The organism is Streptomyces sp. R35 (assembly GCF_041053035.1).
GTDB classification, from domain to species: domain Bacteria; phylum Actinomycetota; class Actinomycetes; order Streptomycetales; family Streptomycetaceae; genus Streptomyces; species Streptomyces lutosisoli.
Genome location: NZ_CP163440.1, coordinates 144,039 through 159,014, shown reverse-complemented (window position 1 = coordinate 159,014; position 14,976 = coordinate 144,039). Strand labels below are relative to the sequence as shown.

General features: G+C 66.4%; 14 protein-coding genes and 2 pseudogenes. 7 read left to right on the top strand and 9 right to left on the bottom strand.

From position 1 onward, the window contains the following. Positions 1-185: 185 nt before the first annotated feature. Complete coding sequence (locus AB5J50_RS00775) at positions 186-1,037, top strand: IS5 family transposase (RefSeq protein WP_369253908.1); 852 nt, start codon at positions 186-188, stop codon at positions 1,035-1,037. A gap of 85 nt (positions 1,038-1,122) precedes the next feature. Here the strand turns inward: AB5J50_RS00775 and AB5J50_RS00770 are convergent, their stop codons facing one another. Further along, positions 1,123-1,548 (bottom strand): VOC family protein, encoded by a 426-nt coding sequence (locus tag AB5J50_RS00770; RefSeq protein ID WP_369253906.1) that lies wholly within the window; start codon positions 1,546-1,548, stop codon positions 1,123-1,125. A 463-nt stretch (positions 1,549-2,011) separates the two neighbouring features. Between AB5J50_RS00770 and AB5J50_RS00765 the strand changes: the two genes are divergently transcribed. The 4 genes from AB5J50_RS00765 to AB5J50_RS00750 all read left to right on the top strand — a co-directional run bounded on the left by AB5J50_RS00765 (position 2,012) and on the right by AB5J50_RS00750 (position 8,126). After that, positions 2,012-3,217 (top strand): CHAT domain-containing protein, encoded by a 1,206-nt coding sequence (locus AB5J50_RS00765; protein WP_369253904.1) that lies wholly within the window; start codon positions 2,012-2,014, stop codon positions 3,215-3,217. Positions 3,218-3,263: 46 nt separating this feature from the next. Continuing rightward, on the top strand, positions 3,264-3,740 hold the full coding sequence (locus AB5J50_RS00760) for a hypothetical protein (RefSeq protein WP_369253902.1): 477 nt from the start codon (positions 3,264-3,266) through the stop codon (positions 3,738-3,740). Between the two features lie 72 nt (positions 3,741-3,812). Then, entirely contained in the window at positions 3,813-5,240 is a 1,428-nt protein-coding gene (locus AB5J50_RS00755) for a hypothetical protein (RefSeq protein ID WP_369253900.1), read from the top strand. A gap of 12 nt (positions 5,241-5,252) precedes the next feature. Continuing rightward, positions 5,253-8,126 carry a hypothetical protein gene (locus AB5J50_RS00750; RefSeq protein ID WP_369253898.1) on the top strand — a complete coding sequence of 958 codons (2,874 nt, stop codon included), beginning with the start codon at positions 5,253-5,255 and terminating at the stop codon, positions 8,124-8,126. A gap of 373 nt (positions 8,127-8,499) precedes the next feature. Here AB5J50_RS00750 and AB5J50_RS00745 read toward each other — a convergent pair. Then, positions 8,500-8,778: pseudogene (locus AB5J50_RS00745) on the bottom strand (ATP-binding protein); the annotation flags it as partial. 141 nt (positions 8,779-8,919) lie between these two features. Here AB5J50_RS00745 and AB5J50_RS00740 point away from each other — a divergent pair. Further along, on the top strand, positions 8,920-9,186 hold the full coding sequence (locus AB5J50_RS00740; RefSeq protein WP_369265265.1) for a transposase: 267 nt from the start codon (positions 8,920-8,922) through the stop codon (positions 9,184-9,186). Between the two features lie 281 nt (positions 9,187-9,467). Here AB5J50_RS00740 and AB5J50_RS00735 read toward each other — a convergent pair whose 3' ends face one another. The 5 genes and pseudogenes from AB5J50_RS00735 to AB5J50_RS00715 all read right to left on the bottom strand — a co-directional run. Beyond that, positions 9,468-10,271 carry a hypothetical protein gene (locus AB5J50_RS00735; RefSeq protein WP_369253896.1) on the bottom strand — a complete coding sequence of 268 codons (804 nt, stop codon included), beginning with the start codon at positions 10,269-10,271 and terminating at the stop codon, positions 9,468-9,470. 121 nt (positions 10,272-10,392) lie between these two features. After that, positions 10,393-10,680 (bottom strand): hypothetical protein, encoded by a 288-nt coding sequence (locus AB5J50_RS00730; RefSeq protein ID WP_369253894.1) that lies wholly within the window; start codon positions 10,678-10,680, stop codon positions 10,393-10,395. Between the two features lie 28 nt (positions 10,681-10,708). Beyond that, positions 10,709-10,945 (bottom strand): hypothetical protein, encoded by a 237-nt coding sequence (locus tag AB5J50_RS00725; protein WP_369253892.1) that lies wholly within the window; start codon positions 10,943-10,945, stop codon positions 10,709-10,711. 37 nt (positions 10,946-10,982) lie between these two features. After that, entirely contained in the window at positions 10,983-11,432 is a 450-nt protein-coding gene (locus tag AB5J50_RS00720; protein WP_369253890.1) for a hypothetical protein, read from the bottom strand. Between the two features lie 629 nt (positions 11,433-12,061). Beyond that, positions 12,062-12,307, bottom strand: a pseudogene (locus AB5J50_RS00715) (transposase); the annotation flags it as partial. A 167-nt stretch (positions 12,308-12,474) separates the two neighbouring features. On the opposite strand from AB5J50_RS00715, the gene AB5J50_RS00710 reads away from it, so the two are divergent. Continuing rightward, a complete protein-coding gene (locus AB5J50_RS00710; protein WP_369253889.1) occupies positions 12,475-12,879 on the top strand; it encodes a type II toxin-antitoxin system PemK/MazF family toxin in 405 nt (134 codons plus the stop codon). Positions 12,880-13,108: 229 nt separating this feature from the next. On the opposite strand, the gene AB5J50_RS00705 is transcribed toward AB5J50_RS00710, so the two are convergent. Both AB5J50_RS00705 and AB5J50_RS00700 read right to left on the bottom strand, forming a co-directional pair. After that, the gene (locus AB5J50_RS00705) at positions 13,109-14,206 is read right to left on the bottom strand and encodes an IS701 family transposase (protein ID WP_369253887.1); all 1,098 of its coding nucleotides are present in this window, start codon (positions 14,204-14,206) and stop codon (positions 13,109-13,111) included. Positions 14,207-14,464: 258 nt separating this feature from the next. Further along, positions 14,465-14,950: a hypothetical protein gene (locus AB5J50_RS00700; RefSeq protein ID WP_369253885.1), complete on the bottom strand. Its 486-nt coding sequence runs from the start codon at positions 14,948-14,950 to the stop codon at positions 14,465-14,467. Positions 14,951-14,976: the final 26 nt, after the last annotated feature.

Genomic DNA, 14,976 nt, shown 5'->3' with positions numbered 1-14,976 from the left:
TCGACCGCGGCTGGCAGTCGTGCCTTCGCGGTTCCGTCAACTGCCTTGGAGGGCCAGGTAGTTGGATCGCGGCTTAGACCGACCGGCAATAGGTGACGGCTGTAGGCCCGGGGGGTGGGGGTAGCGCGGTCACGGATCTGCGTGATCATGGAGTTCTCGACGCTCTGTAATCACGAAGGACGGCCGTGCCCGCGCTGCCATTTTGCCTGCTCGAACCTCTATGGGACCAGTTTGCTGCGCTCCTGCCCGCACGTGAGGCGTTCGTTGCGGACCACCCGCTGGGCTGTCACCGCCGCCGGATCGCCGACCGGACGGTCTTCGAGCACGTCGTGCTCGCGCTGGTGCACGGCTCCGGCTACGAGCGCATCTCCACTCCCGGATGCTCCGACCGCACCATCCGACGGCGTGTCCAAGAGTGGGCTGAACTCGGAATATCCGAGAAGGTTCACGCCCTCGCCCTGGAAGCTTACGACCGGATGATCGGCCTCGGGCTGGGCGAGATCTCGGTGGACGGCTGCATCACCAAAGCCCCGTCCGGTGGCGAGAAGGCGGGGCGGTCACCGGTTGACCGGGGCAAGCAGGGACTGAAGCGCTCGGTCGCCTCCGACGCCTGCGGCGTGCCGCTCGGGATCGTCTCCGACGGGGCCAACCGGCACGACTCTCCCCTGCTCGGCCCCACCCTTGAAGCAACGAAAGGGCAGGTCGGCACGTTGCCGGACACGGTCAACGTCAACCTCGACCGCGGCTACGACAGCGCCAAGTCCCGTGCATTGATAGAAGAGTTGGGATTCACATCCGAGATCGCCCGCAAGGGCGTCCCGGCGCCGATCCAGGCTGGCAAGCGCTGGGTGGTCGAGCGCGCGCACTCCTGGATGAACGACTACGGCAAGCTACGGCGTTGCACCGAGAGACGTGGCAGCGTCGTGGACTTCTACCTCTACCTCGCCGCTGTACTCGTCACGCTCCGCATGCTCATCCGACGCGCGACCAAGCGCTACCTATGGGACGGCCGACCCACCACCCGCAGGCTCAAGTGATCCATTCTTGGCCGGTCGCCCTTGGCCTGGTCACCCAGCCGTCCCAGCGCTGAACCCGCTATATGCGGGGCGTGGAACTCGAAGCTCAGGCACGTTCTTCGTCGTGAAGCGAGGGGGCGTAGGAGATGCCGACGATCAAGCCATCGTCTGTGAGGAGCCGGGTCACTGTCTGTCCCCACGGCTCGGTACGGGCTGGGTGCAGCAGGTCGAAGCCCGCGCGCTCAAGCTCGCCGCCAGCCGCTGCGACGGCGTCTGCGTCCTCGACCTCGAACTCGATCGACGCCTGGGGGACCACCCGGTCGGCGGGCCACGCCGGCGTGCCAAAGCACGCCTCGGCTGCCTGCGAAAGCGGCCACATGCCGAAGTGCTTGCTGCCCGGAATGCTCCCGCTGGAGTAGTAGCCGTCGTCTTCGCCCTCCAGCGGGAGGCCGAGGGTGTCAATCAAGAGTCTGCGGCTCTGCGGCGGGTCAGCGACGACGACCGCCGTACTCGCGATGAAGAGAACGTTCATGTGACGCAGCCTATGGGCCGCAGTTCCCAGGGGGCGGAAACACCAGCAGCTCGGACGTGTCCTGGTCCTTACAGCAGTTTCACTGCCTTTCTGGCCTACAACAGTCACCCTTTTGCCGGTCGGTCTTAGAGCCACTCCGCACCCTGACCGACAACGGCAGCCTCGACGCCGACTGGCGCCTGCACACCCCGCCGGGCGGCAGCGGCGTCCGCGAGCACGAACGCTCTATCTCGTGCCCGACCAGCAGGAGTACGAACTCAACGCTCGATCACACACTTCCTCGGGACGAACTGCACCCATCCCGGGTTGGTGAAAGTGCCGCGGTTATGGGTATCTCAGCCATCTCTGAACGAGACGAGCGAGGAGCTGTGACGGCATCCGCTCGCACGAGATCTGAGCAGTGTCGCATCGGGGATCTGTACAGGGGGCCGGGGTGGACAGCGATCCCGTAAAGGTGATCTTGGTGGAGTACTACGTCACCGAGAAGCGCACCCTGGTCTTCGGTCTCACCGGCGGGGCCCTTGAGCCCGAAGTCGTCAGTGTGGACCTCAATCGCATGGAGTTGCGGAAGCTCGCCGGCGGGCCGGGCGATGACCTTCCTGACGCGGAGGTGTTCACAGACGGCCGCTTGAGCGAGCTCGTGGCCCCAGTGGAGCGGTGGGCCTGTCCCGGCGACATCGTCTACTTGGTTCCGCATGACGCACTACACCGACTGCCGCTGGCTGCGATCCCGTTGGGCGGCCGGCCGCTGATCGACCGCAACCCGGTTGCGGTGACGCCGAGTTCGTCGGTGCTGCGGTATTGCCGGGCCAAGCGCACGGGGCGCCGAGGGTCGGCGCTGGTCGTGGCGGCTCCGCCGACGGAACGGCCGCTGGCCTTTGCTCAGGAGCAGGCGTACGCGGTGGCCGCCGGCTTTGGGCAGTCGGTGGTGCTCAACGGCCCGGCGGCCCGGCGTGCCGTACTGCTGGAGCGGTTGTGCCCCGGCGCAGCCGCGCCGGACATCGTGCACTTCACCACACACGGTGTCTTCGAGCCTGAAGCACCGATGCAGTCGGGCATCGAACTCGCCGACGGTCGGCTGACCGCACAGGACATCCTCGGCCTGACGCTGCAGGTCGACCTGGTGACGCTGGGCGCATGCAGCACCGGCGTGAGCGACCGGAGGCCAGGAGATGAGCTGATGGGCCTCACCCGGGCTCTGCTCTATGCGGGAGCACCGTCTGTCCTGGTCACCTTGTGGGACGTGGACGAGGTGTCCACCAGCATGTTGTTTACCAGGTTCTATGCCGAACTGGCGGCCGGAGCGTCGAAGGCCGAATGCCTGCGCCGCGCCCAGCAATGGCTGCGCCGCCAGACACTGGCAGACGTACTCACCTACGCCCAACTCGCGGGGGAAAGGCTCCGCGACGATCAGGTGGCGGAGACGGCACTCCTGTGCGAGCAGGCCCGGCTGCACGCCAGGGCGGGCGACCCCGCGTGCGCCGAACGATTGCTCACCGGAATCCTGAAGCGTCGCGATCTTCCTGAGCACCTCCGTGACCAGGTGCAGATCGCTCTGCTTCAGATGCGGCTGCTCGGCTCGGGAGCGGTCGACGGCTCCCCGGCCCTGCTCCCTTTTGACGATCCCTACTACTGGGCTCCTTTCCTCCTCGTCGGCGACTGGCTGTGAAGGAATCGTGATGCGTGACAGACACGCTCGATCGATCGCTGACGTGATGGTCACCGACTTCCGAACCTCGACGAGGCTCGACGACAGCCCAAGCGACGGATCGCTGACCGTACTCGTTGACGAAGAGGGGACACCGCGTGGCCTGATCGACTCCGGGGGCGCCGCGCAGGCCGTCGTCGTGACCGACAGCACCCCGCTCGCGGCGGTCTTGAACAGCCAGAAGGCGCTGCAAGCGCTGCTCGACGGCGCGGTGGGACTCGTGGTGGTCGACTCCTCAGGGGACATCGTCGGTCTCGTGGACAGGACGTCCGTACACAAGGAGCTGGCTTGCGAGATCGCCGCGCCTCATCCCCTCGGCTCTGACTTCCAGCCTCCGGGCGACGCCGTCTGGCTGCCACCACCACTGCGTGTCCACTGCGCTGAATGCGGGACTGTCAACGAGTTCCGCCGTTTCAGCTGGATCAAGACCTACCCCTGTCGAGGCGGCGACCACGATCTCGTGCCTCTCTTCGAGGTGGGATGAGTGAACGGGTTGATCGATGCGGCCGCGGGAGCACTGGACCGGCGTGTGTTCACCACACTGTTCATCCCGGTGTTGGCCTTCGTCGTCGCGCTCTCCGCCCTGGTGGCGGCAGGTGTCGGCTGGTCCGAGACGGCCCGCTGGTGGTCGAGCCTCAATGGTGAGGTCCGCCTACTGGCCTTGGCCGTTGTGCTGGTGGCGGCCCTGCTGCTGGCGCAGCTGCTGGCGGTGCAGCGGGTCGCCCTCATCAGGTTGTACGAGGGGTACTGGGCCCCCATCCCGTTTGGTGGCATCGTGGGCCGGCTTCGCGAGCGCCACCAAACGATCCACGACTCCCTGACCGAGGACACGCAGCTGTGGCTCGCCTATCCGTATGAGCGGGACGACGTGATGCCCACGAGGTTGGGAAATGTGCTGCGGGCGGCGGAGGAGCACAGTACTCACCGCTATTCCATCAACGGTGTGACAGCGTGGCCGCGTCTGTACGTGACCCTGCCGGAGACGTTCCGCCAGATCTTCTCCGCCGCGGCAGCCGATCTCGATCTCGCGGTCACCCTGAGCGCGCTGGGTGCGGCCTTCGCCGTCGTCGGGGGAGGGCTGGGTTTGGTGCTGCTGCCGTGGTACGGCACGGTGTTGTGCTGTGCGAGCGGGTGTCTGGTTGCGCGATACGGCTACGCTGCGGCTGTCCGTGCCGCCGAGGCCTACGGGCAGTTGTTCCGCACAGCCTTTGACGTGCACCGCTGGACCCTGCTCGACGAGATGGGACTGCGCCGCCCCAGCGGCTACCAGGCCGAGCAGGCGCAGTGGCGGGCCCTGGACAAGCTCTGGTTCCGCGGTGGTGTGGGCAGCGGCGATCCCGTTCACCTCGGCTACCCCCGAGATGAGGCCGGGGCACCCGCACCCCGGTCGGCTGCTGCCGTACGGCATGAGCCCAGCGTGCGGCCGACCCCACCACCACGACGCCAAGGACGCCGGGGCCGGGCCCTCCTGACCGGTCTTCTCCTCCTGGCGCTCCTGGGCTCCGCCGTAGTGCTGGCCACCCGGACCACGGCGTCCCGCCTGCCCACCGCGACCGGCGTTCTGCCGCCGTACCACCTCATCACCCGTCACGACGTGGACGGGCCGGGAGCGGAAACGGTCCTCAACCGCTATACCCGGCGCCGCATCAGCGCCCATGCTGAGATCACCTCCGCCGACTTGGGCCCCCTCGTCAAGCCGGAACTGATCAGGAACATGGACGTGGTCACGGTGACGCCCCCGGAAACCAAAGTCGTGACACCGCTGGTCGCACCGGGCGACACCGTCATCGTGACGGCAATGCCCTCAGCCAAGAGTGACGCTCGCGCAGCCAAGCCGCTGACCAGCTTCCAGGTATTAGTGCTCGACGCCGATGGACCGCATGGTGAGAGAGGGCTCACCCTCGCCGTTCCTCACGCGCAGGTCGCCGCGCTGCTCAGCGCGGCCGAAGAAAGCGTCCTTGGCATCGTTGCCACGACCTCGTGATCGGAGCCCGCCATGCCCATATTCGGGGGACTCACCACTCATCTCCTGACGCCCCGTGGCCGCATACCCGTCGTCGAGATCAAGGCCGGCCGTCTGTGCTGGTGGTCGCTCCTCGGCTGGATCCTGGTGCACCCCTATACAGCGCTGCTGCACCAAGGGCCGGCGATCCGCGCCTGCATCATCGCTCTGGGACTCGTCCTGGGCATCCTCGGCAGTCTGTCGGCGCTGGCAGGCGGAATCACGATGGCGGCGACCGGGCTTGCGCCGAGCGAGATCGCGTGGTGGGCGCTGCCTCTCGTCCTCGGCTGGCTGGCCGGCCATCCCCGAGGCGGGCGCCGTCGAGTTCCACTGCCCGGCGGGGGCGTGCCGTACGGTCCGGCCCGGTCCTTGCTTGAGGAACGGCCCTTCGGCACGCGGTTTCCCTGGAAGCACATCGTCCCGAAGCGGCCGAGGGCACTCCCGCGCGAGCTGAGGGTCCGCCTCGCCGACATCATGGCCGTGCTCGTGCTGGGTGTTCCGGCCGCGGCGGTCGTCGCTCACAGCTCCGCTCCGGCCACCATTCCGGTCACTGTGGTGATCATGACCTGGCTGCTCGTCAACTCGCACCTCGGGGCGTTTCGCAGGGAGTCGTACGGGCTCACGCGCTACAACCGCTACAACGTGCGTCTGAGCATGACCTTGTGGGTGCTGGCCGCCACCTTGCTCGCAGCCGGCCCGGTCGGATCCGGATACGTCGGCCTGTGGCCGCCGGGAGCCACCGGCTTCGGGGTGGGCACAGCACTGACCGGACTGGGCTTCTACCTGTTCCAGCGAGGCTATTTGGCGGCTGTCCGGGCCTCTCTGGGCAAGGTGGAGATGAGGCGGACATCGCATTGCACCCGCTTTGAGAGGGACAGGTTCGCGGGCCTGTACGGAGCTGTCCTAGGACCTGGCTGGTTCGCGTTGTTGTCTTGCGGCGTCTTCCACCACGACATCCGGGTGTTCATAGGGGCGTCGACTGCGTTTCTGACAGTGCTCCTGCTCGGTAAAAAACCGATCATGCCGATGGCGCCGCTCCGCCATGTCATCGATCGTCTGGACGCAGCGCTCTACCTGTTCTCCGCTGGAGGCAGGAAGGCCGAGATCCAAGCCGCGTGGCTCGGTGACTTCCGACAAACCCTCCAGCAGGTACGCGGCCTGCGGCTGGATGTCGCGACGCTATATGGTTCAACCACATCTTCGAACACGGCGATTCAGGGCGTGCACAGTGCGGTTCGGAAGGTCTGGTTCGCCAAGGTCAGGGCGTCGTTCTCACTGATCGAGACGCTCGCCGCCGAGAGCGTCAAAACCGCCGTGGGCGATATCGGCGACACCATCTGGCTGCCCTTCGAGAAGACCCGTGGGCGACCAGAGATCATGGATGTGGCGCTGCAGTGGATCAATGAGGCGCTCGCTCTGCTCGACCTGCTCCGTAAGTCCGAGATCGTCGACCTGTCCGATCCCGACGAGCCTGTGCGAGTCATGTACTACATGCACCGCTCGTACTGCTACCAGGCCCGCGCCCTGACCTACTGGCTTCACGGTCACCGTGAGGAAGCGGTGCTCGACTACGACAAGGCTGCCCGCATGTGCCGCAGGATCGGCGCCGTCAACAGCGAAGCGATCATGCTTTTGACCGCTGCGATCATGGCTATCGGGATACCCGGGCTCGGAAACTCAGGTACCCGTTCCTCTCTCTTCGGTGAGCTGGACAACGCCCTGATACATGCGACAACCGATGAACGCCTTCACCCGGGCATACGGCGGCAAGTGATTCTCAACGCGGCATCCCTGCGCTACACAGCGGGCGATCACGCAGAGGCGGAGCGACTGAGGACACTGGCCCTGGCGGTGAGGTTTCCCGCAGATGCCGGGCGGGATACCGGCATCGAGGAGATCAAGCGTGACGGGTCTCTCTACGAGGTCTACGTGGGCTATCTGGGCTACACCGCTGGAACCGCGTCCGAACAGCACGCAGTGCTCCAACAGGACTTCAGCGTGCTTCACGACCGCAGTCTCCCGGGCTACATCCCCAACTGCACATTTCTTCACGTCATTCTGAGCGGTGTCGTCGACGTGCCCGGCGCCCGACAACTCCGATCCAAGGTCACCATGTCGCCCGAAGGAATCATCAGCGGCGACCCCTCGGTAGTGGAATCATGGATCAAGAACATCGAGCTGCGTGGAGGCCATGCCATGGCGGCCGACTTCCACGAATTCATCGGCATCGCGCTGCGTGAGACCGATCCCTACCGGGCAGCCGACCATCTCACCCGAGCCCTTGAATACCGGCAGACCGAGCACTTCTACATCCTGGACGAAGATCTCCGGATCGCCATGCGCGGCAGCCTGGAGGCCTACTACGACCTGGTCATCGACCACCTCGCCCGCCTCGCCGAACACCCGACGCCCGAGGGGATGGAGACGCCTCCCGCGACTGTCGCCCAACACGTGATCACGTCGGTGAAGTCCCGGGCCCTTACCGAACTCATGGGCGTCACCTTGCCACCGCCCTCCCTGCCGGACGCCACCGCACTCCTGGCCCGAGAACGCCGCGCCCACCAGCGCTACATCGCGCTGCGTTCCGCGCCGCGCCGCGGCAACCAGGACAAAGCCCATCGCCGACTCCGCCAAGCCCGCGACGAACTGCAACTGTGCTGGACCGAGCTCCAGGACCACGGCGGACCGGCCGCCGAGTACGCGGACCTGCGGGCCGGCGTCCCCCTGAACCCCACCCAACTCCGCGACTTGCTCGCCCAGATGGCCTCACCCTCCGCCGACGCGCACGGCCACGCACAGGGCGCCCCACCTGCGCCCATGGCGGAAACACCGAACCGATACGCAAGCCCCGGCGATGGCGAATTGTGAAACCTGCCCTGGCCGCAGTTCCGTGATCCCGGGAGACGACGGGCGATGCCGTGAGGCATGCCGTTCGCCTCAGAGGGAGCCAGGCCGACCCGTGGCGGCGAACTCCTCAATGCGGAGCCGGAATTGACCCAGGAAGTCGGTCAGGTCAGTAGCCACCGCGTCGAACTCATCCGTCCAGGACGCCGTCCTGGACTTGTGCACCCGGCCGTCCTCAGCGAGGGCGAAGAGTCTCCCGCCGCCGTCGCTACCGAAGACGATGCGGGATGCGTCGTCCGCGAGGGTGACATCGCCATACTCCGCCAGGTGCTCGGTGACGGCTGTCCCCGTACTCGTCTGAGTGCACCGCCAAGTACAGAGTTACATGCACCACTGCTCAGGCCACGTCGGTGTCCCGCTCGATAGCTTGAAGGCGATTCTTCAGCCGATAGCTGTTGCCGTTGATGGAGACGACTTCGCAGTGGTGCAGGAGGCGGTCGAGGATGGCGGTGGCGAGGACTTCATCGCCGAAGACCTGGCCCCATTCGCTGAAGGTCTTGTTCGAGGTCAGGATCACCGAGCCCCTCTCGTAACGCTTGGAGATCACCTGGAAGACCAGGTTCGCCTCGGCGCGTTCGGGGGGCTGGTAGCCGACCTCGTCGACCACGAGGACGTTGGCCGCAGGTAGGTGCCGGACGGTGCGGAACGTGACCGGCTGGCTCACCCGCCATCCCACGTCCCTGAACGAGGAGGACCGTGCCGCCTTGAAGGACGTCCTGGCCCGCTGCCCTGAACTGGACACCGCGGCCCGGCATATATCCGAGACTTCGGCGAGATACTCACCGGCCGCCTCGGCGCCACACTCCCCGCCTGGATCGACGCCGTTGATGCCAGCCATTTACCCGGCCTCACCGGCTTCGCACTCCACCTGCTTCTCGACCTCGACGCCGTGACAGCCGGACTCAGCCGGGAGTGGAGCTCCGGCGGCACCGAAGGCGCCGTTAACCGCATCAAGAAGATCAAAAGGCAGCGCTACGGACAAGCCGGATTCGAACTGCTCCGCAAGATGATCCTGCTTCAGTGACGCTCCGCGACCGCTCCCCAAGATCTGTGCCAGAACCCCCTTTTCGTGGACAAGGCCAGCAGGAGACAGCGCGCCGGGGCGGCGGGTATGACACCGTGGTGGTCATCTGCCCGTCGCTTCCCTCCGTAGCGACGGGCCAGGCCTGTTTCAGCGAGCGAGGGTGATGGGCTGGTCGGGGCACCTGTCGAGGGTGTCGGAGAACGCGGCTTGTTCGACGGGGTCGATGGCGAGGCCCCACCTGGTCTTGTCGGCGATCTTCTCTGCACCAAGAAGGCCTCTGGTCAGACGGGGAAGTGCCGGAGGAGGAACTGCATGCCCCCCGTCACCAACTGCATGCGGATGCGGGCTTCCTGGGCATCAGAGAGCCCCGGGTGCGAGCCGTTCAGGTGGGAGATGTCCCACAAGCCCTGAATCAGAGTTCCTCCATCCTTTTCGGGCAACGGCTCGCCGATGACGGCCCGACCTTGTCCGCCCCGGACATAGAGGCTCTTGATCGCGAGGCCGCCCTGGTTGACCCGACCGCTGTCCGTGTAACCCGTGTGGTCGATGGCCAGGTTGACGATCAGATCTTCGAGCGCTGTCTGGAGCTGTCCGTTCGACGACGGGTGGTCCTGCTCCGAGAAGTTCTTCACCGCCGCCTTGTAGTGGCCCAAGGCCTGGATGTAGCCCCGGACTGCCAACTCGTGTTCAAGCGCGGTCATCTCTTCATGGAGAGGGACCCAGCTGGGGTCGGTGGGCAGGATCCTCGCCTTGTGGCGGAAGCCGCTAAAGGCGCCGAGGTCCACTTCGGGCTGTACGATGAGCTCGTATCCATCGCTCCGGAGCGATTCCGCGAGGTCTTCGACCAGGTCTCGGAGGTCTTTGCGGAGGTTGAACTCCACCAGGGCCCGAGCGAAGTCGAGAAGCGCCTGGTGCGCCTCGTCGCCGAAGAACTCATCGCTGGCCCTGTCGCGGGCATCGTTCAGGACGGCCCGCAGAAGCTCCTGACGGTTCTCGTCTTTCCTGACGTGCTTGGACCAGAGGTTCGCCTCCGTGATCAGGTCGAGGATGTCGGACTTCGGGAGCTCCTTGCCGATCTTGATCATTCGGGCGAGCGTCCTGGTGCTGAGGGTTGGCATGGCGTCCATCCTGCGGCTGCCGGACGCGGGCAGGTATCCATGTTTCAGGGAGGCTGCCGACTTTCTTGTGACACCTGATGGTTATGCGTTAATTGTGCTTTTGGGAGGGCTGGTTCGGCCCGCTGGGCTGAGGCTCGTGCTCCTGGCTGCGGTGGGTGGTCGGCTGTTCGGGGATCGCGGGGATCCCCAGGGAAACGGGGTCGGACCTCTCGAAGCGGCGAGTCTGTTCGCGCTTGCTGCGAAGGAAAGTGAGCGTCAGGTCGATTCCTTCGATCTCGCCCTGCCAGCCCTCGGTGACGGCCCGCTTGCGGCGGGCCTGCAGGTCCTCCTCGATCTCGTCGAGGCGGGGCAGCATCTTGGGGTTGACGCTGAGCATCGGGCAGCGGATGCACGCTTCTCTGAACTTACTGCCGAGCCTTGCTCGTAGCCACGATGTCGATGGCAACTCGGAGCGGTGTTTCCGCATTTCCCAGCAGTGCCCGGGTGATTGCGATCGCCTGGATGATGCTCATGCCGCGCTCGGCCAGGAGGCTCTGGACAGCCTCCATTCCGTCACTCTGAAGGACTGGGCGGGACTCCTCGACCAGCGCCGCCCAACGTGCAGCTTCCTCGGGGCTTAGCCCGATGACGTGGTCAAACACAACTGCTTCCTTCCCATGTTGAGCCGATGGGTTGTACTCACGTCTCGTCGGAACTGACTGCTGCGCTCAGGGCCTTCACGGCGTCATCGTATTGATGGCGGTCGAAATGGAACGGACCGAATCCCGAGTAGTCGCGTGTCCTGCGGTGGGGTTGTTCGAAGGAGTCCCAGGTCACGTGGTCAGGAGTCACGATGATGCGAGCCATGAGCGGCCAGCATCCCCACTCGCCGCATTCGCAGCCGAGAACGGGGGTCTTCGGCCCCATCGCGTTGGTGGACTGTCCGTGGAAGTGATCCTCCATCGGGCCGAACCGGAAGAACTCTGGGATGAGACCACCGTAGGCGTCGCCTGCGGGCTGCATCCCAGCGTCCATCTCGAACCTGTCGATCAGCTCGGTGAGTGGTGCTCCGCCGATGTGGGGCACGATCACGAGCGGGCCGCCGTCGCCACGGTGCTGGCAGTCGAACCGGATCTCATTGCTGGTCATCCTGTGATTGTCTCAGCGACGCTGTTCCCTCCTTCCGGCTGGGTTGAGCTGGGGCTTTGTGTGGCATGCCGAGGTTGATCGCCGTGCCGCCGGAAGTTCGTCGGTCCATTTGAGCGAGCTTGTCTTCGGCGCCGGTCAGGCTGACCCGGAGTCCTTCGACCTCCCCTGAAGCCGTGCCGGTATCTGAAGAGGCCGTCCGTCACTACCAAGAATTGACCGCCGATAATCGTGACGCCTACCTCCCCAACTTCGCCACCGCGTTGAGCAACTATGCGCTCTGGCTGGCTGAGGCTGGGCGACGGGATGAGCTGCCCGGCCGGGAGAAGGAACCCGTCGCCGTCTGGCTGGCCGGCCACCCCGGGATCGAGGTGATCTGCCGGGACCGGGCCGGCGCCTATGCCGAGGCGGCCCGTGCAGGGGCTTCGGGTGCACTGCAGGTCGCCGACCGGTGGCATTTGTGGGACAACCTCGCCACCGCCATCGAACGCATGGTGATCGCTCACCGTCCCTGTCTGCTGGCACCGGAGCCCAGCGCCCCTTCCGCCCGGCGCCTGGCTGCGGCACCGCCCTCGACAGTCAATCCGGACACCGGCGTGGAGAAATGGCTGGTCACGCGGACACGCGAGCGCCACCAGCACCGCCCGGTCGTCGTGCAGGTGCTCCACCACGTAGCCGCACACGTCGTCGCGGACCTGATCGGCATCCCACTTGGCCCTGCCCAACAGGTGCTGCATGCCGTCCGGAGTGGTCTCGCCAGCCCACTCGGCGATGGTCCAGCAGTTCTTGCGCGGCAGGTCGGCCAATAGACCGAGCACCAACCGCGCCGCCCTGCACCGGGGTTCGACCCGGGCGAAGCGCCCCGCGATCCGGCCCATCAGGCCCTCGAACGCGTCCCGCCAACGGGCGGGTTCTATGCTGTGACCTGCGGCCACCGTCTCTTCGTCAGTCCACACAACTCACGATGATCAACGGTGGCCGCACCCGTCTCCACAACGCGTCAGGGGCGCGCAGTTCCGCCTGCCGTCCTGAGTCAGGAGGACATGTGCAACGTGGCGAAGTCTGGTGGGTGGAGTTCGACGAGCGGCGGCTGGTCGTACTGCTGGCGGCAGACGACGCGTCCAGGATCCGGGCGATGCAGGTCGTCACTCCTGCGGGCGTCGACATCAGCGGTCTGGGCGTCGAAGTGCAAGTAGGTGCCATGGAAGGACTGCCCTTTGAAGGCGTGCTGCGGTTCGCGTTCCCGCGCCCGGGCTTTACCCCCTGCACGTGGCTGACCACCGTGTCCCAGTGCGACCTGATCGAGAGGGCGGGCGTCTTGTCCTCCGCGAAGCTCAGCGAGATTGAGGACGCCCTCCGTCTCGGCGAACAGGCGAAGGAACGGACCCCGGCGACAACCGCGAAGCTCAGCGAGATAAGGGACGCCCTCCGTCTCGGTGAACTCGGGTAGGCGGAGAGGCTCCACTCACCATCGAGATCACGATCTACGGCTGGAGTATTAGTACTCCAGCAGGATTTCGCTGTCTGACCTGCGGGTTTCGCTGGGCGGCTGGAGTGTAGCGGGCTGTGGAGTGGTCGGGGGCGGTCTCACGGACGCAGACCCTCGAACGTGCGACAACGCCGCAGGTAATGACAGCGACGGGCGACTGCCTGGTGTCGTCGGCGCCAGTTCGACCAGCTCATCGCGTGGCGTCGGCCTCGGCGTCCGCGCAGCTGCGGGGGCCGGGGACGACAAGCTGCCAGGAGTCGCCGAACCTCCGCCACTGTGAGCGCGATGACCCCGGCTGCCTCACCGGTTTTGCCCCCTTTTCCCTGGCCTGGTGCGCCGTGGCTGCCAGGAAGGCGTGCGCGAGCATGGCGAGGGTGATGTGCCGGTACCAGCCCACGTAGCGACGGACTTCGTACTGGTCCAGGCCGCACTCGTTCTTCGCAGCCTGGAAGCACTCCTCGATCGCCCAGCGTGTCCCGGCGACCCGCACCAGCTCCCGGGCGGGGGCCTCCAAGGGGGCGTAGGCGAGGTAGTAGGCGGTCTCGTCGGGCTTGCGGATGCTGCGACGGGCCAGCGCCCACCGCATCCGGTGGGGGACCTCGCCCTGGTAGTCGAACTCGGCGACGGCCGGCAGTCGCACCGCCGCCCAGTGGTAGACGCGCGGTCCCTTCGCGCCGTCTCCGCATGAGATCTTCTCCCACGCCTCGGCCGGGGCCTGTGCGAACAGGCCCTCGATGCGGGGACAGCCCACGGTGAACTGGGACTTGGGCACGGCCAGCACATAGCCGACGCCCGACTGCTCCAGCAGTCGACGGAAGCGACTCTCCTGTCCGTAGGCGGAATCCGCAGTGACCCAGGCGATGGACAGCGGTGAGGCGAGGGCACGCAGCACCATGCGCCGGGCCAGTTCGCCCTTGGTGGCGAACGCCTGGTCGTCGGGGACTTTGGCCGCGCGGCAGCGTTCACGGTCCTCGGCCCAGGACTTGGGCAGATACAACTCCCGGTCCACCAAGGCACGTCCGCGACCGGAGGCATAGGCGGCGAAGATGCCGATCTGGCAGTTCTCGGTGCGGCCGGCGGTTCCGGAGTATTGGCGCTGAACCCCGGCGGAGGTGGTGCCCTTTTTGATGAAGCCGGTGTCGTCGATGATGAGGACCCCGCCGCCCTCACCGAGCTTGTCGGCGACGTACTGCTGCAGGTCGTCGCGGATGTCGTCCGGCTGCCACTTCGCGCCGGCGAGCAGGTGCTGCAGACCGTCGGGGGTGGCGTGGCCTGCCGCTGCCTTCACCCGGCTCGAGCCCGTCTGCCCGCACATCAAAGCCGCTGATCGCACCCGCCTGACGTCTCGGTTCGAGCGCCTGCAGTCCCGCGGTCCGGACGGATACACGGCGTCGCGTGAGGCGACGGATTTGCCGGCAGGAGGCGGCGCGAGCAGAGCCTGCGCCTGCGCCTGCCCGGAGTCGCGGTGACCGCGCCGGTCGACGCCGACAAAAGCCGGGTGGTCGTCGTGGGGTTTCTTCGCCGTTTGTCCTGAGGCGGGCCCGTCTCAGTCGTCCGGCTTCTTGCGCAGTTTGTGGCAGGCTCCCGCGGCGGCGATGGCCACGCCGGTGAACACGGCCCACGGGACGGCGTCGACGGCTGGTCCCGTGAAGAGCCGGAAGGTTCCCCGGGTGAGGAAGAACGCCGCCAGCAGCCCCAGGAGCGCCGCGACGGTGTCCGCGATGCGGCGCCGGTGCTTCGCGCGCCGTGCAGTGAGTGCCTTCTCCACCGCGGCATTCAGCTTGGTGCCGGGTGAAGCGGACTTTTCTGCGGTGTCGTCCCTTTCACCGGACGTCGGGATCTCGGTGTCCATGGCGGACTTGACCGCCGCGGCATGCCCGCAGGCGGGAGTGGCCGGGTGCTCCGGCTGTGCCGCCTTCTTCTTCCTGTACGCCGGCGCGGGCGTCTGCGCGCGGCGGACGCAGGCCTTGGACGTGCACGGTTTCCCTGCTGAACCTGCCCGTTGCTGACACCGCGTGCAACGCTTGGACATGGGTGCTGCCCTTCGAAGCGATTCGG

What these genes read in the sequence shown, in the direction of transcription:
- AB5J50_RS00770 (WP_369253906.1), bottom strand. Translation starts at nt 1,548, where the DNA reads ATGAACGTTCTCTTCATCGCGAGTACGGCGGTCGTCGTCGCTGACCCG.
- AB5J50_RS00760 (WP_369253902.1), top strand. Translation starts at nt 3,264, where the DNA reads ATGGTCACCGACTTCCGAACCTCGACGAGGCTCGACGACAGCCCAAGC.
- AB5J50_RS00750 (WP_369253898.1), top strand. Translation starts at nt 5,253, where the DNA reads ATGCCCATATTCGGGGGACTCACCACTCATCTCCTGACGCCCCGTGGC.
- AB5J50_RS00735 (WP_369253896.1), bottom strand. Translation starts at nt 10,271, where the DNA reads ATGATCAAGATCGGCAAGGAGCTCCCGAAGTCCGACATCCTCGACCTG.
- AB5J50_RS00730 (WP_369253894.1), bottom strand. Translation starts at nt 10,680, where the DNA reads ATGCTCAGCGTCAACCCCAAGATGCTGCCCCGCCTCGACGAGATCGAG.
- AB5J50_RS00720 (WP_369253890.1), bottom strand. Translation starts at nt 11,432, where the DNA reads ATGACCAGCAATGAGATCCGGTTCGACTGCCAGCACCGTGGCGACGGC.
- AB5J50_RS00700 (WP_369253885.1), bottom strand. Translation starts at nt 14,950, where the DNA reads ATGTCCAAGCGTTGCACGCGGTGTCAGCAACGGGCAGGTTCAGCAGGG.